This is a genomic window from Alkalibaculum sporogenes, assembly GCF_009362815.1.
Taxonomy (GTDB): domain Bacteria; phylum Bacillota; class Clostridia; order Eubacteriales; family Alkalibacteraceae; genus Alkalibaculum_A; species Alkalibaculum_A sporogenes.
Window position 1 is genome coordinate 65,788 of sequence record NZ_WHNX01000005.1, and the last position, 24,902, is coordinate 90,689.

A 24,902-nucleotide genomic window follows, 5' to 3' on the forward strand; every position below is an offset into this window, starting at 1 on the left:
TATTTACTAAGCTTTTTCTTTCATATGATTTATGAGTCCACCTGCTAAAATCATTTCTTTTTGCCTATCTGTTATGTCGAGTACCACACGAATTTCTTTTCCATTTGCTGTGTTTTTTATGATCATTTCTTTACTTTCTACTCCTGATAAAAGATTATTTATTTCTAATGTATCGCCGACATTTAATGTGTCGTAATCATTCTCTTCTTTAAATATCAATGGTAAAATGCCATTATTAATTAAGTTGTTTTTATGAATTCTAGCAAATGACTTTGCAACCACTGCTTTAATTCCTAAATATAGAGGAGCTAAAGCTGCATGTTCTCTACTTGAACCTTGACCATAGTTGTGTCCAGTAACAATTATTCCTCCACCTTGCTCTTTTGCTCTAGCTGGAAACTCAGGATCACACGGTGTAAGGCAATAGTCTGAAAGATACGGTATGTTTGATCTATATGGCAAAAGTTTTGCATTAGAAGGCATAATATGATCTGTAGTAATATTATCTTCTACTTTAATTAATACATTTTTATTAATACTATCTTTTAATTTTTCAGTTTTTGGAAATGGTTTTATATTTGGACCTTTTACTACCTCGACTTCCTCACCTTCTGGTGCTGGTGCAACAATTAAGTTATCGTTGATTTTAAATTGCGATGGAACTTCCATATTTTTTATTTTGTCATCTACTCGTCCTATAGGATTAGTAATAACTCCTGTAATAGCTGAAATTGCAGCAACTTCAGGACTTACTAAATATACATCAGCGTCTGTAGTACCTGATCTACCTTTAAAATTTCTATTAAAAGTCCTAAGTGATACACCTTCAGTATTAGGTGATTGTCCCATCCCTATACATGGTCCACATCCACACTCTAAAATTCTTGCTCCAGAGTCTATCATCTTTGCTAAAGATCCATTTTCTGCAAGCATATTCAGTACTTGTTTAGATCCTGGTGAAATTACTAAGGATACTTCTTCAGACACTGTATTTCCCTCTAATATATTTGCTACTTTCATCAAATCGAGTAATGAAGAATTTGTACAACTGCCTATGGCAACTTGGTTGATTTTTTTACCTACAAGGTTTTCTATATTTTCTACATCATCTGGACTATGAGGGCATGCTGCCATAGGTTGTAGGTTATTTAAATCTATTATAATTTCTTGATCGTATATAGCATCTATATCGGCAAATAACTCTACATAATCCTCATCTCTTTTTTGAGCTTTAAGGAATTTAAGAGTCTCTTCATCTGAAGGAAATACCGAAGTAGTGGCACCTAGTTCTGCTCCCATATTCGTTATGGTAGCTCTTTCAGGAACAGTTAAATTTTTAACTCCTTCACCCACATATTCAAATACTCTATTTATTCCGCCTTTAACTGTAAATCTTTTTAGTACTTCTAATATAATATCTTTTGATGTAACTCCAAGCCTCATATTGCCCTTTAATTCAACTTTTATGATTTCTGGCATAGTAATGTAGTATTCTCCGCCGGCCATAGCTACTGCCACATCTAGCCCGCCTGCTCCGATAGCTAACATTCCTAGTCCACCACCTGTTGGCGTATGACTATCTGAACCTAACAAAGTTTCTCCAGGTACTCCAAATCTCTCTATATTTACTTGATGACATATGCCATTGCCTGGTTTTGAAAAGTATATTCCATGTTTCTTTGCAACAGTTTGAATATACAGGTGATCATCCATATTCTCTGGTCCTGTTTGCAACATATTGTGGTCTATATAGGCTACTGATCTTTTCGTCTTTACTCTAGGTATTCCCATAGCTTCAAATTGAAGGTACGCCATAGTTCCCGTCGAATCTTGAGTCAGTGTATGATCTATCTTAATACCAATTTCAGTACCTCTATTCATTTCGCCAACCACTAAGTGATTTTTAATTATTTTTTCTGTAATTGTCAAACCCATATTATTCACCTTTCCCTTAATAAAATTAACATGACATGTGTATGTTTTTAAAAACTATTAATCAGAAGATCAAATCTGCTGTGCATAATTCATAATTTTATCATAACCATCACTAAATAGGTAGTACTAGCCCTACTTTTTTCTTTACCTTTGCCAGGGTCTTATAAGATACTTTCCTTGCAATCTCGGTACTTTCTTTTATGATTTCTTCAATATACCCTTTGTCATCTATTAATTTGCCGTATTCTTTCTGTATAGGTTTTAGGGTGTCTGCAATGACTTCTCCTACAGCTTGTTTGAAATTTCCATATCCCTGTCCATTAAACCTTCTTTCTATTTCATCGTAAGAATCACCAGTCGCACTGCTATAGATCTCCATTAGATTTGATATTCCACTTTTATTTAAAGAGTCATATCTAACTTCCGAACCTGAATCAGTAACAGCTCTTTTAAATTTCTTTATGATTGAATCAGTATCATCTGTCATACAAACAAATGCGTTTTTATTTTCATCTGATTTAGACATCTTTTTTTCTGGTTCCTGAAGGCTCATCACTCTAGCACCTGTACTTGGTATGTAAGGTTCTGGAATAACAAATGTAGGGGAAAAATGATTGTTGAATCTATGAGCAATATCACGTGTAAGTTCTAAATGTTGTTTCTGGTCTTGTCCAACTGGCACTAAGTTTGTTTGAAACAATAAGATATCGGCAGCCATTAACACTGGATAATTATATAAACCTGCTCTTATATTCTCTCCTTGTTTTTGTGATTTATCTTTGAATTGAGTCATTCTACTTAACTCACCCATATTTGTATAGCAATTGAGTATCCATGCTAATTCTGAATGAGCACTGACATGAGATTGGTAGTATAGTGTACTCATCTTTGGATCTATCCCCGCTGCTAATAATAGCGCTAGTGAATTTCTACTGTTTTTCCTCAATTCTTGAGGTGACTGTGGTACTGTAATTGCATGTAAATCTACGATACTAAAGAAACATCTATACTGATCTTGTAAAGATACCCAGTTCTTAATTGCTCCAAAATAGTTGCCGATAGTAAACACCCCTGAAGGCTGTATCCCACTAAACAACACTTTTTTTTCTTGATCCATTTATACATCTCCTTTGCTTTACTCACTGAAATTTTCTCAATCATCTTTAAAGAGCTTAACCTTATCTAAAGAGTAATCTTTAATCTTAAGTCTCTCTAAAGTCAATCTAAATTCATCTATTCCCTCTGTTGAGTATATTTCAACTTTCCTTTTATTTTCATCATTTAGTAATTGATTTTCTTCTAGATATTTTTTTATCATCAACACTTGTTTATTGGCAGGATTTATTAATTTGAGGTTCGGATATAGTTCTTGAATCTCATCTTGTATTATTGGAAAATGGCTACAACCTAATATTAACTCACTCGGAAATCCCTTGTCCATTATAGGATTGATACACTCCCTTATATGTATATCAAGTAAGTTTCTATCCTCTAAATGATCATTTATAATTTTCGGTAGTTTTCTACTATCATTTGATAATATTTTTTTACCTGGTGCTAAATCTTTTAAAATAGATTCGTATATTTTGCTTTTCACAGTAGCTACAGTAGCAATAAGCCCTATTTCTTGACTTTTAGATGTCTCTATAGCAGCTAGACATCCTGCTTCAATAATACCAAATATAGGCACCTTGCTTTGAAGGTTCTGAATCTGTGAGGATACAGTGTTGCATGCTAATAGTATCCCTTTTACGCCTTTATCTTCTAGAAAACTAATTATATTATTTGCTAATATCACTATCTCTTCTTCTGTTTTATTTCCGTATGGCATCCTTTTAGAATCACCAAAATATACGACATTCTCGTTAGGTAGTGAAATGATTAATTCTTTTACTACAGTCAGTCCTCCTACCCCAGAGTCCAAAACTCCAATAGGCAAGTTATTATTACCCAAACAGATCAACTCTTTCCATTTTACTTTAAAACTTTTTATATTATAACATATATTATTAAGTCAAGCTATACATCACTTGTCGTCTTAATTCTTCTATTTATTTTCATGATCAATCACTGTTCATAAAAATACCTAACTATACCTTTTAATATTGCCCAAGCTAACTTTTTTTGATACTCTTCTTCATTTAACATTTGCTCTTCTTCTACATTAGATAGAAAGCCACACTCTATAACTAAAGATGGCATATCGTTGCCTTTTAAAATAAAATATGTATCATTTGCTTTTGCTTCTCTTTTATTAAATTTAAAAGAAATCTCTACTAGTTCTTCTTGAACTAATTTACCTAATTTTTCGCTAGATTCATCACCTTTAAGATAAAATGTTTGTGCCCCAAATATTCTTGAATCAGGATAGCTATTCATATGTATACTCACCATTATATCACCATCACTATCCCTAATGAGTCTTCTTCTCTTAATCATGTCTTCATTTTTATGCCATAATCTGTTTTGAACACTTTCAACATATAAACCTTCATTATCCTCTCTAGTCATTATAACTGTTGCTCCAGCAGATTCTAACAACTCTTTTAACCGACTAGATATTTTAAGATTAATATATTTTTCATCTTCTCCATAAAGACCTACCTTACCAGGATCTATTCCACCATGTCCAGGATCTATCACAATGATTTTATTTGACAATGGATACTGTAAAGTTACATTATAGTTGTTCAATAAGTTGTAATTTATAAATATTGCAATAATGAACACAAGCACTATACTGAATATAATTATAATTTTATTTTTACTCAAAGCCACTATATCTCCCTTTTTAACTAATTTATGCGAGAAGCTTATAGTGTATTACATGTTAGCGTAAGATAATAGTCTTTAGTGGATGGACTACTTTCTCAACAAACTAAAAACGCCAAAGGTTTCCCCCTGGCGTCCATACTCTTTATAGAAGTTATAATTCCAATAATATTTATCTCTTTGTGAACTTGTCTTCGTCGGTCATTTCTTACATTTTAATATATCAAAATGTATAACGAATGCCTCATGAGTGCAAGCATTCTGGGACATTGATATACGTTTTGATTCGCAAGTAACTGCTTATCTCTTTGAAAATTGTGGTGCTTTTCTTGCTTTCTTTAATCCGTATTTCTTTCTTTCTTTCATACGTGAGTCTCTAGTTAAGAATCCTGCTTTTTTAAGCTCTCCTCTAAGATTTTCATCTGCTTTTAATAGCGCTCTAGAGATTCCATGTCTTATGGCACCAGCTTGTCCTGTGAATCCACCGCCATGAACATTTATAAAAATATCGTATTTATCTAATGATTCAGTTAAAGTTAAAGGTTGCTTTGCTATAACTTTTAATGTTTCCATACCAAAGTAATCTTCAATGCTTATACTATTAACTGTAATAGAACCACTACCTGGTAATAATCTAACTCTTGCAATTGACTTTTTTCTTCTACCTGTTCCAATATATTGTACCAATGTATTTCCTCCCTTCACTTTTAGTAATTTATCTCTAATACTTCTGGCATTTGAGCACTATGTGGATGCTCACTTCCACTGTATACTTTTAATTTTGTAATCATTTGTCTACCTAATCTATTATGAGGTATCATACCTTTAATGGCCTTGTGTACCACAAATTCAGGTTTTTCTTCTATTAATTTTCTATAAGTTACTTCTCTTAGTCCACCAGGATAACCAGTATGTCTCCTATATGTTTTTTGGTCTAATTTCTTACCTGTTAATACAATCTTTTCTGCATTTATGATAATTACGTGATCACCAGTGTCTACGTGAGGTGTATATATTGCTTTATGCTTACCTCTTAATATTTTAGCAACTTCGCTGGCTAATCTACCTAATGTTTTTCCATCAGCATCAACAACAAACCATTTTCTTTCAACTTCGTGACCTTTAGCCATAACTGTAGATCTTGCGTTCATGTTTTTCCCTCCTTATAATTCTAATACATCATTGTTTTTTTATTATTTTATATTATAACCGACCCGGGGCTTTGGATCAGATAACATGCCATTAGCTATTGTATTACATTTGTTTATGCGTGTCAATGTTTTAGTACAAAACTTCGCTTAAATATAATCCATAGGCCGGTGCAGTAATCCCTGCTTTTTCTCTATCTTTACTTGCAATGATACTTGGGATGCTTTCAGCTTCTATTCTCCCTTGCCCTACCTCTATTAACGTACCAACTATTACTCTTACCATATTATATAGAAATCCATTTCCATGTATCCTAAACACTAATTCATCACCTTTAACCTCGATTTGAGACTGGAATATAGTCCTCACTTTATTTACTACACTAGTGTTCTCTCTTGAAAATGCAGTAAAGTCATGGGTTCCTATGAAAAGTTCTGCACCACGCTTCATTTTCTCCACATTAAGTTTATGTCTCACATGTAAACATCTATGCCAATCTAATGCTGAACCATATTCATTGTTAATTATTCTATACTGATATATTTTTCCTAATGCACTATATCTACTGTGAAACTCCATACTTTTTTCTATAGCATTGGTTATCCTAATATCTTTTGGTAATAAGCTATTTAACGCAACAGGTATTTTGTTAGTAGGTATTGTAGACAATGTCTTAAAGTTTGCACTTTGCGCTAATGCATGGACTCCTGCATCAGTTCGACCTGATCCTATTAAATTTGCTTCTTGCTTTGTAACTTGTTTTATTGCTCTACAAATCTCTTCTTGTATCGTTACTCCATTTTTTTGAATCTGCCATCCACAGTAATTGGTACCATCGTATTCAATTATAAGTTGTATATTTCTCATAACTCACCATATATAGTAATATCTAGTTATCACAATTGCTACTATCATCCCTAAGGTGATCATATAGGAATAGAAGTCTCTTAAACTATAAGCTAACTCTTTAAGTCTAGTTCTATTCTCTCCACCTCGATAACATCTTGCTTCCATAGCAATTGCTAATTCATCTGCACGTCTAAATGCTCCTATAAATAATGGTACTAATAAAGGAATAAGATTTTTAGCTCGTGCTATCAAATTACCTGTTTCAAAATCTGCACCTCGTGCTTTTTGAGCTTTCATTATCTTATCCGCCTCCTCCATTAGCGTAGGGATAAATCTTAGAGCAATAGTCATCATCATTGCTAATTCATGTGCATATATCTTTACTATAGGAACACGTTTTAATAAGTATTCAATACCATCTGTTAATGCTATAGGTGATGTAGTTAATGTCATTATCGATGTACCAGTCACTAAAAATATTAGCCTCAGTGCCATAAATACAGCTAAGTGTAATCCCTCTTCAGTAATGACAAATATCCAAAACTGATACTTTGGTGTACCAGGAGTAATAAATAAATTAATGAGAACTGTAAGCAGTATTATAAATATTAATCCCTTTATGCCCTTCAAGATGTATTTAATAGGTATCTTTGATAAGAGAATAATACTTATTAAAAATAGAAATGCCACTATATAACCAGTAAAAGTATTTACTAAAAACAGTGCTATTATAAACAAAAATGTGAAATTTATTTTAGTCCTAGGGTCAAGTTTATGAATGATAGAATTTGCAGGATAATATTGCCCTACTGTAACGTCTTTAAACATCTTTACGTCTCCTTATCATATTCATGATTTCAGTCTTTGCTCCCTCAACAGTAAACACATTATCACTTATCAAAGAGTCTTTTTCTTTGAGCTTTATCATTAGTTGTGTAACTTGGGGTACAGCTAATCCGATCTCTTCTAGCCTCTCAGCGGCTTTAAATATATTTTGTGGTGTATCGAAAAGTTCAACTTTACCTTTGTACATTACTATTATTTCATCTGTATATTTCGCAATGTCTTCCATGCTATGTGATACTAAGATAACTGTCATCTTATACTTTGAGTGCATTAACTTTACTTGACTAAGTATTTCATCTCTGCCTCTTGGATCTAAGCCTGCAGTAGGCTCGTCTAAAATAAGTACTTGGGGTCTCATTGCTATTACACCAGCGATAGCTACTCTCCTCATTTGTCCTCCACTTAACTCAAATGGTGACTTCCCCTTAAACTCCTCATAATCGATCCCAACGATATCCATAGCCTCTTTGACTCTAATACTAACCTCATCTTTTTTAAGACCTAAATTTATTGGTCCAAAACCTATATCTTTTTCAACTGTTTCTTCAAACAGTTGATGCTCAGGATATTGAAATACTAATCCGACTCTTTGTCTAACTTCTTTCATCTTTGTACTTTTATCTGATAAATTTAGATTATCAATAATTACTGTACCTCTTGTTGGCTTTAATAGACCATTCATATGTTGAATCAAAGTTGATTTGCCTGAACCTGTATGCCCAATTAGACCAATGAATTTTCCAGATTTTATCGTTAAGTTAATATTATCTAACGCCTTAAATTCAAATGGTGTCCCCTCAGAATAGATGTGTTCTAAATCGATAAACTCTACTGACATAACTTCATCACCATTTCTTCAACACTTAATACATCTCTTTCCATAGGGATTCCTTCTTTATTTAACTCATAGGCCAATTCAGTAATCTGGGGTACATCTAATCTTAATTTCTTTAATTCTTCTATCTGTGAAAAAATTTCTCGAGGAGTTCCCTCCATAACTATTTTTCCTTTTTCCATTACAATAACACGATCTGCATCTATTATTTCATCCATATAATGAGTTATATGAACGATAGTCATCATTTCGTCTTTATTTAAACGCTTTATTGTATTCATTACTTCTCTTCTTCCTGATGGATCTAGCATTGCAGTAGGTTCATCTAATATAATGCACTTTGGTTTCATTGCTAAAATTCCAGCTATAGCGATACGTTGCTTTTGACCGCCAGATAATTGATGTGGCTTTTGATCTTTATATTCACGCATTTCGACTACATCTAGTGCCCAGTCAACTCTCTTGCGAATTTCTTTAGATGGTATGCCTAAATTTTCAGGTCCAAATGCAACATCTTCTTCTACAATTGTTGCAACTAACTGATTATCTGGGTTTTGAAAAACCATACCCGCTTGTTGTCTTATATCCCATATGGCATCTTCATCTTTTGTATTAAGACCCATTACTCGAATATTTCCATCAGTGGGAATTAGTATGCCATTTATTAGTTTTGATAATGTCGATTTTCCTGACCCATTATGTCCAATAATAGCTATAAATTCGCCATGTTTTATATGTAAACTTACTTTGTCTAAAGCAGTATTTTTTTCATTATTATTGTTATAGTAGTAGCTAACTTCTTCAATCGATATAACATCATTCACAATAAAATCCTCCTATGTTATATAATGGAGAAAAGGGATTAAACTCCTGTTTAATCCCGATCTTTTATACTAATTCTATTTGTGCCATTTCAGCACTATCGCCTCTTCGTGGTCCTAATTTGTAGATTCTAGTATATCCACCATTTCTATCAGCATATTTAGGTGCTATTTCACTAAATAATTTTACGACAACTTCTTCACTATTGATATATGAAAGAGCTTGTCTTCTAGAGTGCAGGTCTCCTTTTTTACCTAAAGTAATCATTTTTTCTGCAATCCTTCTTGTTTCTTTTGCTCTAGTCACTGTGGTTTCAATCTTCCCATTACTCAAAAAAGCAGTAACTAAATTTCTTAAGATTGCTCTCCTTTGATCAGTGGGACGTCCCAGTTTTCTATAACCAGCCATTTGTATCCCTCCTTATTACTCATCGCTTTGTCTTAATCCTAGGCCTATTTCAGCCAGTTTATGCTTTATTTCATTTAAAGATTTTTTACCTAGATTTCTAACTTTTATCATATCTTCTTCAGATTTTTGAGTTAGCTCATCTACAGTATTGATGTTTGCTCTTCTTAAACAATTACTAGACCTTACTGAAAGTTCTAGCTCTTCAATTGACATTTCAAGCATTTTTTCTTTTTTGTTTTCTTCTTTTTCAACCATAATCTCAACAGTGCTAGCATGTTCAGTTAAATCTATGAAAAGATTCAAATGTTCATTTAGTATTTTCGCAGCAAGCGACACAGCCTCTTCAGGAGACAGTGTAGCATCAGTCCATACTTCTAGAGATAGTTTGTCAAAATCAATAATCTGTCCAACCCTTGTATCTGACACTTCATAATTAACCTTTTGAACCGGTGTAAATGAAGAGTCTATAGGTATTGTTCCTAATGGTTGTTCTTGTCGTTTATTCTTGTCAGATGAAACATAGCCTCTACCTTTTTCAAAGACTATTTCCATGTTTAGTTCTCCATCTTTACTTAACGTAGCGATATGTAGATCTGGATTTAATATCTCTACGTCAGCATCTCCAATAATATGACCGGCAGTTACCTGTCCTTCACCTTTTTGCTCGATTCGAACTATTTTTGGTTCATCACTGTATAATTTTGCAGCAATCTTTTTTAGATTTAATATGATCTCTACAACATCTTCGGAAACTCCAGTAATAGTTGAAAATTCATGTAATACACCTTCAATTTTCACACTTGTTACTGCTACACCTGGAAGTGAAGATAGCATAATTCTTCTAAGTGAATTACCTAAAGTTACTCCGTAACCTCTTTCTAGAGGTTCTACAGCGAATCTACCATAATTATCATCATCCGATAATTCTAAAATCTCAATTCTTGGTTTTTCAATTTCTATCATATAACAAACCCTCCTAATTTTATTTTAGAGTGTGGAATTCTTTTTTTGAGGGTAACTAATTTAAAAATATTATCTTGAATAAAGCTCTACAATTAAATGTTCTTTTATTTCTAAATCAACATCTTCTCTCTCAGGTAGTGCAATCACTTTTCCTTCAAGTTTTTCAAAATCAACTTCTAACCATTTAGGTACTACTTTACTAGATGTTGAATCGATAACCTCTTTAAATTTAGATGATTTCTTGCTTTTATCTTTTAACTGTATTACATCTCCTACATTTATAAGATAAGAACTAATATTCACTTTTACGCCATTTACGGTAAAATGCTCGTGTAATACTAATTGTCTCGCTTCTTTTCTTGATGTTGCAAAACCAAGTCTGTACACAACATTATCTAAACGCGTTTCTAGTATTTGAAGTAAATTACTACCTGTGACACCTTTTTTCTTTGCAGCCATATCAAAATATTTTCTGAATTGTTTTTCAAGTATGCCATAAATTCTCTTAGCTTTTTGTTTTTCTCTAAGTTGCATACCGTATTCTGTTTGTTTGCTTTTTCTTTGTCCATGTTGACCAGGAGCATAACCTCTTCGATCTATGGCGCACTTATTTGTGTAACACCTGTCACCTTTTAGATATAATTTCATATCTTCTCTTCTACATAGTCTACATGATGCGTCTGTATATCTTGCCATCTATTTAAACACCTCCTAATCTAACTAAACTCTTCTTCTTTTTGGTGGTCTACATCCATTATGTGGTATAGGCGTTACATCTTTAATAGAAGTAATTTCTAAACCTGCAGTTTGAATCGACCTGATTGCAGCTTCTCTACCTGAACCTGGTCCTTTAACGAAAATTTCTACCATTTTCAAACCATGTTCCATTGCTAATTTTGCAGCTTCATCTGCTGCCATTTGTGCAGCAAAGGGAGTACTCTTCCTAGAACCTTTAAAGCCTAGTCCGCCTGAACTTGCCCATGCTATAGTATTACCAGCTACATCAGTGATTGTGACTATTGTATTATTAAACGTTGATTGAATATGTGCCTGACCACGCTCAATATTTTTTTTGATTTTCTTCTTTCTACTTCTAACTACTTTTTTAGCTGCCACTATTTACTTCCCTCCCTTACTATTTTTTCTTCCTGCTAACAGTTCTCTTAGGACCTTTTCTAGTTCTAGCATTAGTTTTTGTTTTTTGTCCTCTTACAGGTAGACCTCTTCTATGTCTTAGACCTCTATAACTACCAATCTCAATCAGTCTCTTTATGTTTAAGTTAACTTCTCTTCTTAAGTCGCCTTCAACAGTAAAATCACTATCTATAGCACCTCTTAATTGATTTACTTCTGCTTCTGTCAAGTCTTTTATTCTAGTATCAGGACTGATTCCAGTTTTTTCTAGTATTCTATCAGCACTGGTTCTTCCTATTCCATAAATATAAGTGAGTCCAATCTCTACTCTTTTTTCCTTTGGTAAGTCAACACCGGCGATTCTAGCCATGTCACACCTCCTATTAGCTTATTTTTTTATATAAAGAATATGATAGTTGTTCGCTCAGCCGCACCATATTCATTTTTATTAACCTTGCTTTTGTTTGTGTTTAGGATTCTCACAAATAACCATAACTCTGCCTTTTCTCTTTATAATCTTGCATTTTTCACAAATTGGCTTTACTGATGGTCTAACTTTCATAATAGATTCCTCCTCTATGCCTTCTTCCCTTTCCCACGCCACACTATACGGCCACGGGTTAAGTCATAAGGTGATAATTCAACAATTACCTTGTCTCCAGGTAATATCCTAATATAATTCATTCTAAGTTTTCCAGATATATGTGCTAATATCTTGTGTCCACTTTCAAGTTCTACTTGGAATACGGTATTTGGCATTGCCTCTAATACCGTTCCTTCTACTTCAATTACATCTTGCTTTGCCATACTATTAGATTCCCCCATTCTTCTTCAAGATTTTATTTCGATAGCCTTCCAGATATCTTCTTATCTCAGCATCAGATACTCTTTGACTTTTCTCTAGCCTTTCCTTCAGTTCAGAGATCACGTGATTAATCTTTGCTAGGTGTTTTTTATTCTTTAACTTCGCATTGTCAACCCTTCTTAAATCTCCGTCACAAACTTTGAAAAAATCATCGTCTACTTTTTGTATTATAAGAAAAAGTATTCCTTTATCCCTACCTGCAGTAGAACGTACTACTTGACCGAGCTTTAAGTCGTTCATTTCCATGATTTCACCTCTAATACTTTATAAGATTGTCAGTATTTCTGGTGGCCCTTCGTAATTTATAGCAATGGTATGCTCATAATGTGCAGACAATTTACCATCAATCGTAACAACAGTCCAATTATCTTGTAATGTGTCAACCTCATATGTTCCTTGATTAACCATGGGTTCAATTGCAAGTACCATTCCCTCTTGAAGTCTGGGTCCTCTCCCAGGTTTCCCAAAATTAGGTATAGGCGGATCTTCGTGCATTTGCCTTCCAATACCATGACCTACATAATCTACTACTATGGAAAAACCTTGGTTCTCTACAGTAGTTTGTATAGCATTAGATATATCAGATAGTCTATTTCCATTAATTGCGTGTTTTATTCCGTTATAAAAGCTATTCTTTGTGACTTCAATGAGCCTCTTTGCTTCATCATCTACTTGCCCAACAGGATAAGTTTTAGCACTATCACCGACGAATCCATCTAAAATGGCGCCAATATCCACACTTACAATATCGCCTTCTTCTAAACTAATACTTGACGGAATACCGTGGACTACTTGGTGGTTGATTGAAGTACAAATAGATGCTGGAAACCCATTATAACCTTTAAATGCTGGTATAGCACCCAATTTAAGGATACACTCTTCTGCTATTCTATCCAATTCTAATGTTGTAATACCAGGTCTTATACTTTTTTTTATTTTATCATGAGTTTGAGCTACAACTTTACCCGCTTTTCTCATAAAATCTATTTCAGTACGTGATTTAATGATGATCATTACTTTCTCTCCTTAAGAGATTCAATGATATCATTAGATACTTTGTCTATTTCACCTTCGCCATCGATATTTACTAGTAAGTTTTTTTCCTTATAGTAATCTATTAGTGGCTGAGTTTGTTCCTCATAAACTTCAAGTCTCTTCTTTACAGTTTCTTCTTTATCATCATCCCTCTGGTACAACTCTCCACCACAGAGATCACACACTTTATCTACCTTAGATGGATTGAAATAAACATGATAGGTAGCTCCACACGATTTGCATATTCTTCGACCTGTAAGTCTTTTAAGTAACAAATCAGCTTTCACTTCAATATTTACTACTACACTTAATTTCATGTCCATCTTAGAAAGTTCTACTTCTAATGCTTCTGCTTGAAATACTGTTCTTGGAAATCCATCTAACATAAATCCAGATTTACAGTCATCCTTTGTTAATCTATCTTTCACTAGGTCAACAACTAATTCATCAGGTACAAGCAATCCCTGATCCATATATTCTTTGGCCTTTTTACCTAGTGGTGTTCCATCTTTTAAGTTCTTTCTAAAAATATCTCCTGTGGAAATATGTGGAACTTTATACGTTTCAATAATATTTGCAGCTTGTGTTCCCTTACCCGCACCTGGAGGCCCTAATAGTACTATTCTCATACTCTCATCTCCAATTTTATTCGTCATCTACTTTAAAAATCCTTGATAATGTCTCATCATCATTTGTGATTCTAATTGCTTTACAGATTCTATAGCTACCCCAACTACTATCAACAAACTAGTTCCTCCAAATTGAAGGTTAACATTCATCATGTTTCCTACAATAATAGGAATTGTGGCAATTAGTGCTAAGAATACTCCACCAAACAAGGTAAGTCTCGTTACAGACTTGTTGAAATAATCCACTGTAGGTTTACCTGGTCTAATTCCCGGTATAAACCCACCTTGTTTTTTCATGTTATTTGCAACTTCGATAGGGTTAAAAGTAATTGCCGTATAAAAGTACGTAAATGCGATAATGAGAATCACGTACATTATTGTAGTAAATGTAGTTCCCCAACCAAATGCGCCTGCAATCCAATTAGCTATGTTAGAATTTGGGAAAAAATTAGCTAGTGTCGCTGGAAACATTGTAATTGAGCTTGCAAATATTACTGGAATAACTCCTGCCATGTTAACCTTTAGAGGAATATGGGTGCTTTGGCCTCCATACATCTTTCTACCTACTACTCTTTTAGAGTATTGCACAGGAATCTTTCTTTGTCCTTCTTGAACAGCAACGACCATGACTATAACTACTATTGCAAACAATAAGAATAAGACTAAACTAAACCAATTCAAAGTTCCTACTCTTACGTATTCTAGTAATGCTGCAATGCCATGAGGCAGTCTTGAGATGATACTTACAAATATGATCAACGAGATACCATTTCCTATTCCGTTTTCAGTAATTTGTTCGCCTAACCACATTAAAAAAGCAGTTCCAGCAGTAATTACCAATACTACAATAGCCACTGTACTCCACGTCTTTTCAGTCATAACTCCCTGAAAAGATAATGTCATTCCTAATGCTTGTATTATAGCTAGCACGATAGTTAAGTATCTAGTGTATTGTGTAATTTTCTTTCTTCCTTCTTCCCCTTCTTTAGCAAGCCTCTCTAATGCAGGTATTGCAAAGGTTAAAAGATTCATAATAATGGATGAATTAATATAAGGAGTAATACTCATTGCAAATATTGTAAAGTTGCTAAAGTTTCCTCCTGACATTATGTCAAATAAACTTAACATCCCACCGTCGTTAATATATTCTGCTAAAACTGCAGTATCTATAAAAGGTACTGGTATAAAAGTACCTAATCTATAAACGAACAGCATAATCAAGGTGAATATAATTTTACCTCTTAGTTCTGGAATCTTCCATGCATCCCTCAAGGTAGAAAGCATATTAAATCACCTCAACCTTTCCTCCTGCTGACAAGATTTTTTCTTCAGCAGATTTGCTTATCTTATTCGCTTTTACTGTAAGTGCTACAGTTAATTCTCCGTCTCCAAGTATCTTAACATTACCTAATGCTTTTTTTATTAACCCTACTTGTTTTAATGTTTCTGGACTAATAATAGCATCTTTTTCAAACACATTTAAGTCCTCAACATTGACTATTTGATATTCTGTTTTAAATCTTGCATTTGAAAAACCTCTTTTAGGAAGTCTTCTAGCAAGTGGCATTTGTCCACCTTCGAACCCGATTCTAACTCCGCCACCGGATCTAGAATTCTGTCCATCTTGACCTCTACCGGCTGTTTTACCAAGACCACTACCAGTACCTCTACCTTTTCTTTTCTTCTTCTTAGTAGATCCTTCTGCAGGTTTCAATTCATGTAATCTCATTATCTACACCTCCTTATACTTCTTCTACATCCAGCATAAAGCATACTTTTTTAATCATACCTCTTATTTGAGGTGTATCTTCTTTAATTACTGTTTGCCCTATTTTTTTTAACCCTAAAGCTTCTATAGTAGCAATTTGACCTACTTTTCTGCCAATCTTACTTTTTGTAAGTTTAATCTTTAAACTTGCCAAGGATAATCCCTCCTATCCTAAAATCTCTTCTACAGTTTTACCTCTTTTTTTGGCAACTTCTTCTACAGTTGTCAATTGAGATAAACCAGCCATTGTTGCATTAACCATATTTCTTGCGTTATTTGTTCCAAGAGATTTTGTTCTTATATCTCTAACTCCAGCTAATTCTAATACTGCACGGACTGGACCTCCAGCAATAACACCTGTTCCTTCTCCTGCTGGTTTTAGTAGTACACTTCCTGCACCAAATTTACCGATTATTTGATGAGGTATAGTAGCTTTTACAAGTGGAACTTTTACAAGGTTCTTTTTAGCATCTTCAATACCTTTTCTAATTGCTTCTGGTATTTCTAAAGCTTTACCTATTCCAGCTCCTACATATCCTTTTTCATCTCCAACTATTACTAGACAGCTAAATCTGAAATTTCTACCACCTTTAACAACTTTTGTTACTCTATTGATAGATACTACTCTTTCCTTTAAATCTAAACCGCTAGCATCAATTAATTGTCGCTGCATGGATTAACCTCCTTTTCTTAAAACTTAAGTCCCGCTTCTCTTGCTCCATCTGCAAGTTCTTTAATTCTTCCATGGTATACATAACCACCACGATCAAAAATAACCGTTTCTATACCTTTAGACAATGCTTTCTCTCCGATAATTTTGCCAACAATTTTAGCAACATCTTTATTGCTTGTTGATTCTATTTTGTCTTTCACATCTTTATCAAGAGATGAAGCAGCTACTATAGTTATGCCTTGCACATCATCTACAACTTGAGCGTAAATGTTTAAGTTGCTTCGAAATACATTTAGTCGTGGTTTTTGGCTTGTGCCATTTATTTTAAAACGCAATCTTTTATGTCTATTTTTTCTTACTTTATTCTTTAATGGCTTTTTAATCATTTTGGATTCACTCCTTCTTACTTGCCTGTTTTACCTTCTTTACGTCTGATAACCTCATCCGCATATTTTATACCTTTACCTTTATATGGCTCAGGTGGTCTCTTGCTTCGGATATTTGCAGCATGTCTTCCTACTTCTTCTTTGCTAATCCCTGAGATCGTAATTTTAGTAGTTCCTTCAACAACAGTATCTATTCCTTCTGGATCAATCATCTCAACAGGGTGAGAGTATCCAAGGGCTAATGTTAGCTTGTTACCTTGTTTTTGTGCTCTATATCCTACACCATTTATTTCAAGTTTCTTTTCAAAGCCACTGTTTACTCCTACAACCATGTTGTTTACTAAGGCTCTAGTTAAACCATGTAATGCTCTGTGTTCTTTCTTATCAGAAGGTCGTGACACTGATAGTATTTCTTCGTTCATTTCTATTTTCATATCAGGATGAAATGTTCTTGTCAATTGACCTTTTGATCCTTTAACAGTAACTTCACTACCTTTAATCTCTACACTTACTCCTGATGGAATTGTTATAGGTAATCTTCCTATTCTAGACATTCGTACACCTCCTAATCAAATAATACTGTTACCAAACGTAACAAAGTACCTCTCCGCCGACTCCTACTTTTCTAGCTACTTTGTCAGTAACAAGGCCTTTAGATGTAGATATTATCGCTATCCCTAGACCATTTAATACTTTAGGTAGTTCAGTGTTTTTAGTGTAAACTCTTAGTCCCGGCTTTGAAATTCTTTTAATACCAGTAATTATCTTTTCTTTATTTTCACCATATTTTAAGGCTATTTTAATAGTTCCTTGCTTGTCATCTTCTATATACTCAACTCTTTTAACATAACCTTCTTCTAATAAAATTTTAGCTATAGCCTTCTTTTCATTAGACGCAGGAATTTCAACATATTCATGCTTAGCATTGCTAGCATTTCTTACTCTTGTAAGCATATCTGCAATTGGATCAGTCATCACCATGATTGTGTACCTCCTTCCACTAAATAAATCGATCTACCAACTCGCTTTTTTAACACCTGGGATTTCGCCCTTATAAGCTAATTCTCTGAAGCATATTCTGCATACACCAAATTTTCTTAAATACGCATGAGGTCTTCCGCAAATACGGCATCTATTATAAGCCCTTGTAGAATATTTGGGTGTTTTTTGTTGTTTTTCTACCATTGCTTTTTTAGCCATTAATTATTCCTCCTATTATCTATTAAAAGGCACTCCAAGCAAACTTAATAGTTCTAGTGCTTCTTCATCAGTATTTGCAGTTGTTACAAAAATGATGTCCATACCTCTTATTTGATCTACTTTATCATACTCTATCTCTGGAAAAATTAATTGTTCTTTAATTCCTAAAGCGTAATTTCCTCTTCCATCAAAAGATTTACTTGATACTCCTCTGAAATCTCTAACTCTTGGTAATGCAATATTGAATAATTTGTCGCCAAATTCATACATTCTATCAGATCTTAATGTTACTTTAGTTCCGATATTCATGCCTTCTCTTAGCTTAAAGTTAGAAACTGATTTTTTAGCTTTTGTAATAATTGGTTTTTGTCCAGCAATTATTTCTAGGTCATTGACAGCAGCTTCAAAGGCTTTAGTATTGTCCTTAGCATCACCTAAACCCATGTTAATAATAATCTTTTCTAATTTAGGTACTTCCATAATGTTTTTATAGTTGAATTTTTCCATCAACGCTGGTACTACCTCGTTTAGATATTTATCCTTTAATCTAGGCATTTATCGTACCTCCTTCCCGACTACTTGTTAAATGTTTCGCCACACTTTTTGCAATATCTTACTTTTGTTCCATCTTCTAAAGCTTTCTTGCCAACACGAACACCTTTTTTACAACTATCACAATATAATAGTACATTAGATGCATGTATCTTACCTTCTTGCTTGATGATTCCGCCTTGCTGTACTTTTTGTGAAGGTTTCATGTGTTTTGTCACAACATTCACACCTTCAACAATCACTCTATTCTCTTTAGGAAAAACTGATAAGACCTTACCTTTAACGCCTTTGCTTTTACCTGAATTAACCATTACCATATCATCTTTTTTTACATGGACCTTATTTCCCAATCCAGTCACCTCCTCTTAAAGTACCTCTGGTGCTAGTGACAATATTTTCATGAACTTTTTTTCTCTAAGTTCTCTAGCTACAGGGCCAAATATACGAGTCCCTCTAGGTTGTTTGTCATCTTTAATAATAACAGCAGCATTTTGATCAAAGGCAATGTAACTACCATCATTTCTTCTATTGGACTTTTTTGTCCTTACTACTACTGCTTTTACTACATCACCTTTTTTAACAACACCGCCTGGCGTTGCACTTTTTACAGAACAAACAATTATATCTCCTGCTCTTGCATATCTTTTACCTGAACCACCAAGAACTCTAATACATAATAATTCTTTAGCGCCAGTATTGTCTGCAACTTTCAATCTGGATTCTTGTTGTATCATTATTGACTACCTCCTTTCAGCACAAATTAATTATTGAGCCTTCTCAAGAATATTTAATAATCTCCATCTTTTATCTTTACTTAAAGGTCTTGTTTCCATTATTTTTACAGTATCGCCGATATTACATTGATTCTGCTCGTCATGGGCTTTTAACTTAGTTGTTTTCTTAACCCTTTTATTGTAAAGAGGATGCTTTACAAAAGTTTCTACAGCAACTACAATAGTTTTGTCCATTTTATCGCTGACGACTTTACCGACTCTTGTCTTTCTAAATGCTCTTTCCACAAGTCAGACCTCCTTCTATTTATTATGCTTCTATAGCTTTTATTTCACGTTCTCTGAGAATAGTTTTCACTCTAGCATAGCTTCTTTTTACTTCTCTTATTCTCATTGGATTATCCAATTGTCCTGTTGCCAATTGAAATCTTAAATTGAATAATTCCTCTTTTAAATCTACTATTTTTTGATTCAACTCTGGAGTTGTAAGTTCTTTTATTTCTCTAGCTTTCATTGGATTCACCACCCACTTCCTCATCAAAATCTTTACGAGTTACAAACTTTGTTTTTATAGGTAGTTTATGCATTGCAAGTCTCATTGCTTCACGTGCCAATTCTTCTGATACCCCAGCAATTTCAAACATTACTCTTCCTGGTTTTACTACGGCCACCCAATATTCGGGAGATCCTTTACCAGAACCCATACGAGTTTCTGCTGGTTTTTTTGTTACGGGTTTGTCTGGGAAAATCTTGATCCAAACTTGCCCACCTCTTTTTATATATCTAGTCATAGCTATACGAGCAGCTTCTATCTGGTTTGAAGTAATCCAACCAGGCTCTAAAGCTTGAATTGCATAATCACCATAAGTTATTTTATTGCCTCGAGTGGCCTTGCCTTTCATACGACCTCTGAACACTCTTCTTCTCTTTACTCTTTTAGGCATTAACATGCGGTATCCTCCTTCCTTAGTTCTTCTTATTTATCTTTTTTTTCAGGAAGAACTTCTCCTTTATTTATCCACACTTTTACTCCAACTTTTCCGAAAGTAGTGTTTGCTTCAGCAAAACCATATTCGATGTCAGCTCGAAGCGTTTGAAGTGGTACTCTTCCTTCACTATAATGTTCGGATCGAGCCATTTCAGCGCCATTCAATCTCCCTGATACGCCTGTTTTGATTCCTATTGCACCAAATCTCATTGCTCTACTCATAGCTTGCTTCATTGCTCTTCTAAAAGATATTCTTCTTTCTAATTGAGAGGCTATGTTTTCTGCTACAAGTTGTGCATCTACGTCTACTTGTTTTACTTCTACGATATTAATAAATACATTCTTTTCTGTCATTTTCGCGATAGTTTGTTTTAACGCTTCAATTCCAGCTCCACCTTTACCAATGATCATACCTGGCTTTGCAGTGAAAATGTGAATTTTAACTCTATTTGCATATCTCTCAATATCTATCTTAGATATACCAGCTTTGAACTGAGATTTTTTGATAAACTTTCTTATCTTGTTATCTTCTATTAATAAATCAGCAAAATCTTTATCCTTGGCATACCATCTAGCACTCCAGTCTCTAATAACTCCAACTCTTAAACCGTGCGGATTGACTTTTTGTCCCACTAATTAACCCCTCCTTACTCTTTTTCTTTTAAGACAACAGCTATATGACTGCTTCTCTTTTTGATTACAGATGCTCTACCCATAGATCCAGCTCTAAATCTCTTTAATGTTGGTCCTTGGTTGGCACAAATTTCTGCTACATAAAGTTTAGCAGGATCCATATCAAAATTATTCTCAGCATTTGCTGCAGCAGACTTTACTAACTTATCTACAACCTTAGCTGCTTTATTTGGCATTAAGGCTAGAATGTTAACTGCTTCGCCTAAATTTTTTCCTCTAATTAAATCTATAACTAATTTTGCTTTTCTAGGGGAAATCCCTACGTATTTAACGATAGCTTTAGCTTCCAATTAGTATACCTCCTTCCAAAGCCTATTTTCTAACACCTGAAGTTTTTTCTCCTGCATGACCTCTAAATGTTCTAGTAGGAGCAAATTCACCTAACTTATGACCTACCATATCTTCAGATATATAAACGGGAACATGTTTTCTTCCATCATAAACTGCAATAGTATGACCTACCATTTGCGGGAATATCGTAGAACTTCTAGACCAAGTTTTCAAAACTTTTTTTTCATTATTTAAGTTCATATCTTCTACTCTCTTTAATAATCGTTCGTCTACAAAAGGTCCTTTTTTTAATGATCTGCTCATGTATTATATACCTCCTCTCAATTACTATTTTTTTCTTCTACGGATTATATATTTATCTGAATTCTTATGTTTCTTTCTTGTCTTGTACCCTAATGCTGGTTTTCCCCAAGGAGTTGACGGTCCTGGTCTACCAATCGGAGCTTTACCTTCACCACCACCGTGAGGGTGATCATTAGGATTCATTACTGATCCTCTAACAGTTGGTCTAATCCCCATGTGTCTTGTTCGTCCAGCTTTACCAATTCTGATATTGCTGTGATCTATATTTCCGACTTGTCCGACAGTAGCTCTACATTCTATCCTTACCATTCTCATTTCACCTGAAGGTAATCTTAGTATAGCATAACTTCCTTCTTTAGCCATAAGTTGCGCGTAAGCTCCAGCAGATCTTACCATCTGGCCACCTTTACCTGTTTTAAGTTCAACATTATGAACAATAGTACCAACTGGTATGCTCATTAAAGGCATTGCATTTCCATTTCTAATGTCTACTTTATCTCCAGATACAACAGTGTCTCCAACTTTCAAGTTTAAAGGTGCAATGATATATCTTTTTTCACCATCAGCATAATGTAATAAGGCAATATTTGATGATCTGTTTGGATCGTATTCTATAGTAGCAACTTTAGCAGGTACACCATCTTTATTTCTTTTAAAATCTATAATTCTGTATTTTCTTTTTTCTCCGCCACCTCTATGTCTGACGGTAATTTTTCCTTGACTATTTCTTCCACCTGAACTTTTTAATGGTTCTAATAAGGATTTTTCAGGAGTGTCTGTAGTTATCTCATCGAAAGTACTAACACTCATGTTCCTTCTACCAGCGGAAGTAGGTTTGTATACTTTAATACCCATCTATTCTTACCTCCTTGTGCTATGGATAAACAATTACTTTAGATACCTTCAAAGAATTGAATTTCTTTGCTGTCTTCAGTAAGCTTAACAATTGCTTTTTTCCAGTCTGCTCTTTTCCCAACATATTTTCCTTGTCTTTTCATTTTACCGTTCATATTCATTGTATACACTTTTTCCACTTTAACTCCAAAAACTGCTTCAACTGCATTCTTAATTTGAACTTTGTTTGCTTTCTTATCTACTTTAAAAGAGTATTTCTTCTGACTCATATCATCCATGCTTTTTTCAGTTACGATTGGCTTTACTATAATATCATGAGGGCTTAACATTACGCGTACACCTCCTCAATTTTTTGAGCAGCTTCTTTTGTTAAGACTAAGTTGTAGTATTTTAACATATCATAAACATTTAAAGTATCCACTGTAGCTACTGCAATACCTTGAATATTACTTGATGATTTGTATACATTGTCATTGTTTTCTGCTAGTACTATTAATGCTTTTTTTGCATTGATATTGTTCAACACTCGTATCATGTCTTTTGTTTTTGGTGAATCGAAGTTTAAACCATCAATTACAGTTAATTCATTTTCTAAAACTTTAGATGAAAATACTGATTTCATAGCTAATCTTCTCATCTTTTTATTTACTTTTTGAGAGTAATCTCTTGGTTTTGGAGCAAAAATTACGCCGCCGCCTTTCCAAATAGGAGATCTGATACTCCCTGCTCTAGCTCGTCCTGTACCTTTTTGTTTCCATGGCTTTCTTCCGCCGCCTCGTACTTCTGCTCTTGTTTTTGCTGATTGTGTCCCTTGCCTTTTGTTAGCGAGTAGTGCTACAACCACTTGATGAACAACAGCTTCATTAGGTTCAATACCAAATATATCATCACTTAGATTGATTTCTTCTATCTTTTCACCTTTAATATTCAAAACATCTACTTTTGCCATTTCAAGTCCTCCTTCCTCAAATTACTTTGAGTTCTTAACTGTATCCTTGATAGTGACTAAGCTTCCTCTTATACCAGGAACTGCACCTTTAACTAATAACAGGTTCCTATCAAGATCTACTTTAACCACTTCTAAATTTTGCACAGTAACTTTTACATTACCCATGTGTCCAGGTAATTTTTTGCCTTTTCTAACTCTTGAAGGGCTAGAAGATCCACCCATCGAACCTGGGCTTCTATGGTATTTAGAACCGTGAGCCATAGGACCTGTAGATTGACCATGTCTTTTAATAACTCCAGCAAAACCTTTACCTTTAGTTGTACCTGTAACGTCAATTTTGTCTCCATCAGCAAATACATCAGCTTTTATTTCTTGACCAACTTCTAAATCAGATGTGTCATCTAATCGAAATTCTCTTAATATCTTCATGTAATCAACGTTGAATTTTTCAAAATGACCTTTGATAGGTTTTGTTATTTTACTTTCTTTTACTTGTTTATAACCAAGCTGAACTGCTTTGTAGCCTTCTACTTCATCATTTTTAATTTGCACTACTTTGCATGGACCAGCTTCTATTACTGTTACAGGTATTAATTGACCTTCTTCATTAAAGATCTGTGTCATACCAAGTTTTCTACCAATAATAGCTTTCTTCAATCGTTACACCTCCTGTATTAGCGGATTGCTTTTGCAATCATAATAGTTAATTTATAGCTTTATTTCAATATCAACACCAGCTGGCAGATCCAGTCTCATAAGAGCATCTACTGTTTTTGGCGTTGGATTCAAAATGTCAACTAGTCTTTTATGAGTTCTCATTTCAAATTGTTCTCTAGAATCTTTGTACTTATGAACTGCTCTAAGGATAGTAATAATTTCTTTGTTCGTCGGAAGTGGCACTGGACCTGACACCTCAGCACCAGTTCTCTTTGCTGTTTCCACTATCTTCATTGCAGATTGATCTAACACCTTATGATCATACGCTTTAAGTCTAATTCTAATTTTTTGTTTTGCCATAACTAAATTCCCCTCCTCAAATATTTATTCTTAGGTGCGAATTATACCACGGGGAACACCCAGCCTGGTGTATCATAATAAAATTATAATAAAATTCCCTTAGTACTGTCGCCCGATTCATGATCTGGACATACTCCATGGAAATTTCCTATCAGATAGCTACCTTCCATTTCATCGCGTAAAGTCACAGCTTCAATATTATATAATATATACATATATAAAACAAGGTATTTGAGATTTTTTTTTTGTTTTTT

Annotated in this window: 43 protein-coding genes; all 43 read right to left on the reverse strand. The window is 34.1% G+C overall.

The features are described 5' to 3' along the window. Positions 1–6: 6 nt before the first annotated feature. Positions 7–1,935: an aconitate hydratase gene (locus tag GC105_RS04185; RefSeq protein WP_152802035.1), complete on the reverse strand. Its 1,929-nt coding sequence runs from the start codon at positions 1,933–1,935 to the stop codon at positions 7–9. 112 nt (positions 1,936–2,047) lie between these two features. Continuing rightward, positions 2,048–3,052, reverse strand: coding sequence for a tryptophan--tRNA ligase (trpS, locus tag GC105_RS04190; protein WP_152802037.1), 1,005 nt, complete (start codon positions 3,050–3,052; stop codon positions 2,048–2,050). Between the two features lie 36 nt (positions 3,053–3,088). Continuing rightward, positions 3,089–3,889 (reverse strand): glutamate racemase, encoded by an 801-nt coding sequence (gene murI / locus GC105_RS04195; protein ID WP_193708279.1) that lies wholly within the window; start codon positions 3,887–3,889, stop codon positions 3,089–3,091. A 113-nt stretch (positions 3,890–4,002) separates the two neighbouring features. Continuing rightward, positions 4,003–4,707 (reverse strand): N-acetylmuramoyl-L-alanine amidase, encoded by a 705-nt coding sequence (locus tag GC105_RS04200; protein ID WP_152802041.1) that lies wholly within the window; start codon positions 4,705–4,707, stop codon positions 4,003–4,005. A gap of 300 nt (positions 4,708–5,007) precedes the next feature. Then, complete coding sequence (gene rpsI / locus GC105_RS04205) at positions 5,008–5,394, reverse strand: 30S ribosomal protein S9 (protein ID WP_152802043.1); 387 nt, start codon at positions 5,392–5,394, stop codon at positions 5,008–5,010. A gap of 20 nt (positions 5,395–5,414) precedes the next feature. Next, positions 5,415–5,858: a 50S ribosomal protein L13 gene (gene rplM / locus GC105_RS04210; protein WP_152802045.1), complete on the reverse strand. Its 444-nt coding sequence runs from the start codon at positions 5,856–5,858 to the stop codon at positions 5,415–5,417. Between the two features lie 130 nt (positions 5,859–5,988). After that, on the reverse strand, positions 5,989–6,723 hold the full coding sequence (truA, locus tag GC105_RS04215; RefSeq protein WP_152802048.1) for a tRNA pseudouridine(38-40) synthase TruA: 735 nt from the start codon (positions 6,721–6,723) through the stop codon (positions 5,989–5,991). 3 nt (positions 6,724–6,726) lie between these two features. Further along, positions 6,727–7,533: an energy-coupling factor transporter transmembrane component T family protein gene (locus GC105_RS04220; protein WP_152802051.1), complete on the reverse strand. Its 807-nt coding sequence runs from the start codon at positions 7,531–7,533 to the stop codon at positions 6,727–6,729. Further along, positions 7,526–8,389, reverse strand: a complete 864-nt coding sequence (locus GC105_RS04225) for an energy-coupling factor transporter ATPase (protein ID WP_152802053.1) — start codon at positions 8,387–8,389, stop codon at positions 7,526–7,528. The genes GC105_RS04220 and GC105_RS04225 overlap by 8 nt, the downstream gene beginning before the upstream one ends. Continuing rightward, complete coding sequence (locus GC105_RS04230) at positions 8,380–9,213, reverse strand: energy-coupling factor transporter ATPase (protein WP_343029954.1); 834 nt, start codon at positions 9,211–9,213, stop codon at positions 8,380–8,382. Before GC105_RS04230 ends, GC105_RS04225 begins: the two co-directional genes overlap by 10 nt. Before the next feature lie 61 nt (positions 9,214–9,274). Then, entirely contained in the window at positions 9,275–9,616 is a 342-nt protein-coding gene (gene rplQ, locus GC105_RS04235) for a 50S ribosomal protein L17 (RefSeq protein WP_152802055.1), read from the reverse strand. A 15-nt stretch (positions 9,617–9,631) separates the two neighbouring features. Then, positions 9,632–10,579: a DNA-directed RNA polymerase subunit alpha gene (locus GC105_RS04240; protein WP_152802057.1), complete on the reverse strand. Its 948-nt coding sequence runs from the start codon at positions 10,577–10,579 to the stop codon at positions 9,632–9,634. Positions 10,580–10,648: 69 nt separating this feature from the next. Further along, positions 10,649–11,275 (reverse strand): 30S ribosomal protein S4, encoded by a 627-nt coding sequence (gene rpsD / locus GC105_RS04245; protein WP_152802059.1) that lies wholly within the window; start codon positions 11,273–11,275, stop codon positions 10,649–10,651. Positions 11,276–11,299: 24 nt separating this feature from the next. Next, entirely contained in the window at positions 11,300–11,695 is a 396-nt protein-coding gene (gene rpsK, locus GC105_RS04250) for a 30S ribosomal protein S11 (RefSeq protein ID WP_343029946.1), read from the reverse strand. Between the two features lie 19 nt (positions 11,696–11,714). Beyond that, complete coding sequence (rpsM, locus tag GC105_RS04255; protein ID WP_152802061.1) at positions 11,715–12,083, reverse strand: 30S ribosomal protein S13; 369 nt, start codon at positions 12,081–12,083, stop codon at positions 11,715–11,717. 78 nt (positions 12,084–12,161) lie between these two features. After that, positions 12,162–12,275 carry a 50S ribosomal protein L36 gene (gene rpmJ / locus GC105_RS04260; RefSeq protein WP_025434559.1) on the reverse strand — a complete coding sequence of 38 codons (114 nt, stop codon included), beginning with the start codon at positions 12,273–12,275 and terminating at the stop codon, positions 12,162–12,164. Between the two features lie 14 nt (positions 12,276–12,289). Further along, complete coding sequence (infA, locus tag GC105_RS04265) at positions 12,290–12,520, reverse strand: translation initiation factor IF-1 (protein WP_152802063.1); 231 nt, start codon at positions 12,518–12,520, stop codon at positions 12,290–12,292. A gap of 4 nt (positions 12,521–12,524) precedes the next feature. Further along, positions 12,525–12,818, reverse strand: coding sequence for a KOW domain-containing RNA-binding protein (locus tag GC105_RS04270; protein WP_152802248.1), 294 nt, complete (start codon positions 12,816–12,818; stop codon positions 12,525–12,527). 24 nt (positions 12,819–12,842) lie between these two features. Next, positions 12,843–13,592 (reverse strand): type I methionyl aminopeptidase, encoded by a 750-nt coding sequence (map, locus tag GC105_RS04275; protein ID WP_152802065.1) that lies wholly within the window; start codon positions 13,590–13,592, stop codon positions 12,843–12,845. Continuing rightward, on the reverse strand, positions 13,592–14,242 hold the full coding sequence (locus GC105_RS04280) for an adenylate kinase (RefSeq protein WP_152802067.1): 651 nt from the start codon (positions 14,240–14,242) through the stop codon (positions 13,592–13,594). Before GC105_RS04280 ends, map begins: the two co-directional genes overlap by 1 nt. Before the next feature lie 27 nt (positions 14,243–14,269). Next, positions 14,270–15,526, reverse strand: a complete 1,257-nt coding sequence (gene secY, locus GC105_RS04285) for a preprotein translocase subunit SecY (RefSeq protein WP_152802069.1) — start codon at positions 15,524–15,526, stop codon at positions 14,270–14,272. Between the two features lies 1 nt (position 15,527). Continuing rightward, on the reverse strand, positions 15,528–15,971 hold the full coding sequence (rplO, locus tag GC105_RS04290) for a 50S ribosomal protein L15 (RefSeq protein WP_152802070.1): 444 nt from the start codon (positions 15,969–15,971) through the stop codon (positions 15,528–15,530). 13 nt (positions 15,972–15,984) lie between these two features. Beyond that, the gene (gene rpmD, locus GC105_RS04295) at positions 15,985–16,164 is read right to left on the reverse strand and encodes a 50S ribosomal protein L30 (protein WP_152802072.1); all 180 of its coding nucleotides are present in this window, start codon (positions 16,162–16,164) and stop codon (positions 15,985–15,987) included. Between the two features lie 12 nt (positions 16,165–16,176). Then, positions 16,177–16,683, reverse strand: coding sequence for a 30S ribosomal protein S5 (gene rpsE / locus GC105_RS04300; protein WP_152802074.1), 507 nt, complete (start codon positions 16,681–16,683; stop codon positions 16,177–16,179). A 17-nt stretch (positions 16,684–16,700) separates the two neighbouring features. After that, complete coding sequence (gene rplR / locus GC105_RS04305) at positions 16,701–17,069, reverse strand: 50S ribosomal protein L18 (RefSeq protein WP_152802076.1); 369 nt, start codon at positions 17,067–17,069, stop codon at positions 16,701–16,703. Positions 17,070–17,086: 17 nt separating this feature from the next. Further along, positions 17,087–17,623, reverse strand: coding sequence for a 50S ribosomal protein L6 (gene rplF / locus GC105_RS04310; RefSeq protein WP_152802078.1), 537 nt, complete (start codon positions 17,621–17,623; stop codon positions 17,087–17,089). A 28-nt stretch (positions 17,624–17,651) separates the two neighbouring features. Continuing rightward, entirely contained in the window at positions 17,652–18,050 is a 399-nt protein-coding gene (rpsH, locus tag GC105_RS04315) for a 30S ribosomal protein S8 (protein ID WP_152802080.1), read from the reverse strand. A gap of 33 nt (positions 18,051–18,083) precedes the next feature. Then, a complete protein-coding gene (locus tag GC105_RS04320; protein ID WP_152802082.1) occupies positions 18,084–18,269 on the reverse strand; it encodes a type Z 30S ribosomal protein S14 in 186 nt (61 codons plus the stop codon). 15 nt (positions 18,270–18,284) lie between these two features. Further along, positions 18,285–18,824, reverse strand: a complete 540-nt coding sequence (gene rplE, locus GC105_RS04325) for a 50S ribosomal protein L5 (RefSeq protein WP_152802084.1) — start codon at positions 18,822–18,824, stop codon at positions 18,285–18,287. Positions 18,825–18,844: 20 nt separating this feature from the next. After that, complete coding sequence (gene rplX, locus GC105_RS04330; RefSeq protein WP_152802086.1) at positions 18,845–19,171, reverse strand: 50S ribosomal protein L24; 327 nt, start codon at positions 19,169–19,171, stop codon at positions 18,845–18,847. A gap of 15 nt (positions 19,172–19,186) precedes the next feature. Then, positions 19,187–19,555, reverse strand: coding sequence for a 50S ribosomal protein L14 (gene rplN, locus GC105_RS04335; protein WP_152802088.1), 369 nt, complete (start codon positions 19,553–19,555; stop codon positions 19,187–19,189). A 30-nt stretch (positions 19,556–19,585) separates the two neighbouring features. Further along, positions 19,586–19,840, reverse strand: a complete 255-nt coding sequence (gene rpsQ / locus GC105_RS04340; RefSeq protein WP_425481517.1) for a 30S ribosomal protein S17 — start codon at positions 19,838–19,840, stop codon at positions 19,586–19,588. Positions 19,841–19,862: 22 nt separating this feature from the next. Continuing rightward, complete coding sequence (rpmC, locus tag GC105_RS04345) at positions 19,863–20,066, reverse strand: 50S ribosomal protein L29 (RefSeq protein ID WP_152802090.1); 204 nt, start codon at positions 20,064–20,066, stop codon at positions 19,863–19,865. Next, positions 20,056–20,502 (reverse strand): 50S ribosomal protein L16, encoded by a 447-nt coding sequence (rplP, locus tag GC105_RS04350; RefSeq protein WP_152802092.1) that lies wholly within the window; start codon positions 20,500–20,502, stop codon positions 20,056–20,058. The genes rpmC and rplP overlap by 11 nt, the downstream gene beginning before the upstream one ends. A gap of 26 nt (positions 20,503–20,528) precedes the next feature. Beyond that, positions 20,529–21,173: a 30S ribosomal protein S3 gene (gene rpsC / locus GC105_RS04355; protein ID WP_343029947.1), complete on the reverse strand. Its 645-nt coding sequence runs from the start codon at positions 21,171–21,173 to the stop codon at positions 20,529–20,531. 14 nt (positions 21,174–21,187) lie between these two features. Next, complete coding sequence (rplV, locus tag GC105_RS04360; RefSeq protein WP_152802094.1) at positions 21,188–21,523, reverse strand: 50S ribosomal protein L22; 336 nt, start codon at positions 21,521–21,523, stop codon at positions 21,188–21,190. A gap of 22 nt (positions 21,524–21,545) precedes the next feature. Next, the gene (rpsS, locus tag GC105_RS04365) at positions 21,546–21,827 is read right to left on the reverse strand and encodes a 30S ribosomal protein S19 (protein ID WP_152802096.1); all 282 of its coding nucleotides are present in this window, start codon (positions 21,825–21,827) and stop codon (positions 21,546–21,548) included. A 24-nt stretch (positions 21,828–21,851) separates the two neighbouring features. Then, positions 21,852–22,682, reverse strand: coding sequence for a 50S ribosomal protein L2 (rplB, locus tag GC105_RS04370; RefSeq protein ID WP_152802098.1), 831 nt, complete (start codon positions 22,680–22,682; stop codon positions 21,852–21,854). Between the two features lie 38 nt (positions 22,683–22,720). Next, a complete protein-coding gene (gene rplW / locus GC105_RS04375; protein ID WP_152802100.1) occupies positions 22,721–23,011 on the reverse strand; it encodes a 50S ribosomal protein L23 in 291 nt (96 codons plus the stop codon). Beyond that, positions 23,011–23,631 carry a 50S ribosomal protein L4 gene (gene rplD / locus GC105_RS04380; protein WP_152802102.1) on the reverse strand — a complete coding sequence of 207 codons (621 nt, stop codon included), beginning with the start codon at positions 23,629–23,631 and terminating at the stop codon, positions 23,011–23,013. Before rplD ends, rplW begins: the two co-directional genes overlap by 1 nt. A gap of 21 nt (positions 23,632–23,652) precedes the next feature. Beyond that, positions 23,653–24,288 carry a 50S ribosomal protein L3 gene (rplC, locus tag GC105_RS04385; protein WP_152802104.1) on the reverse strand — a complete coding sequence of 212 codons (636 nt, stop codon included), beginning with the start codon at positions 24,286–24,288 and terminating at the stop codon, positions 23,653–23,655. 51 nt (positions 24,289–24,339) lie between these two features. Then, complete coding sequence (rpsJ, locus tag GC105_RS04390) at positions 24,340–24,648, reverse strand: 30S ribosomal protein S10 (RefSeq protein WP_152802106.1); 309 nt, start codon at positions 24,646–24,648, stop codon at positions 24,340–24,342. Positions 24,649–24,731: 83 nt separating this feature from the next. Further along, positions 24,732–24,863 carry a hypothetical protein gene (locus tag GC105_RS17430; protein WP_281350073.1) on the reverse strand — a complete coding sequence of 44 codons (132 nt, stop codon included), beginning with the start codon at positions 24,861–24,863 and terminating at the stop codon, positions 24,732–24,734. Between the last annotated feature and the right edge of the window lie 39 nt (positions 24,864–24,902).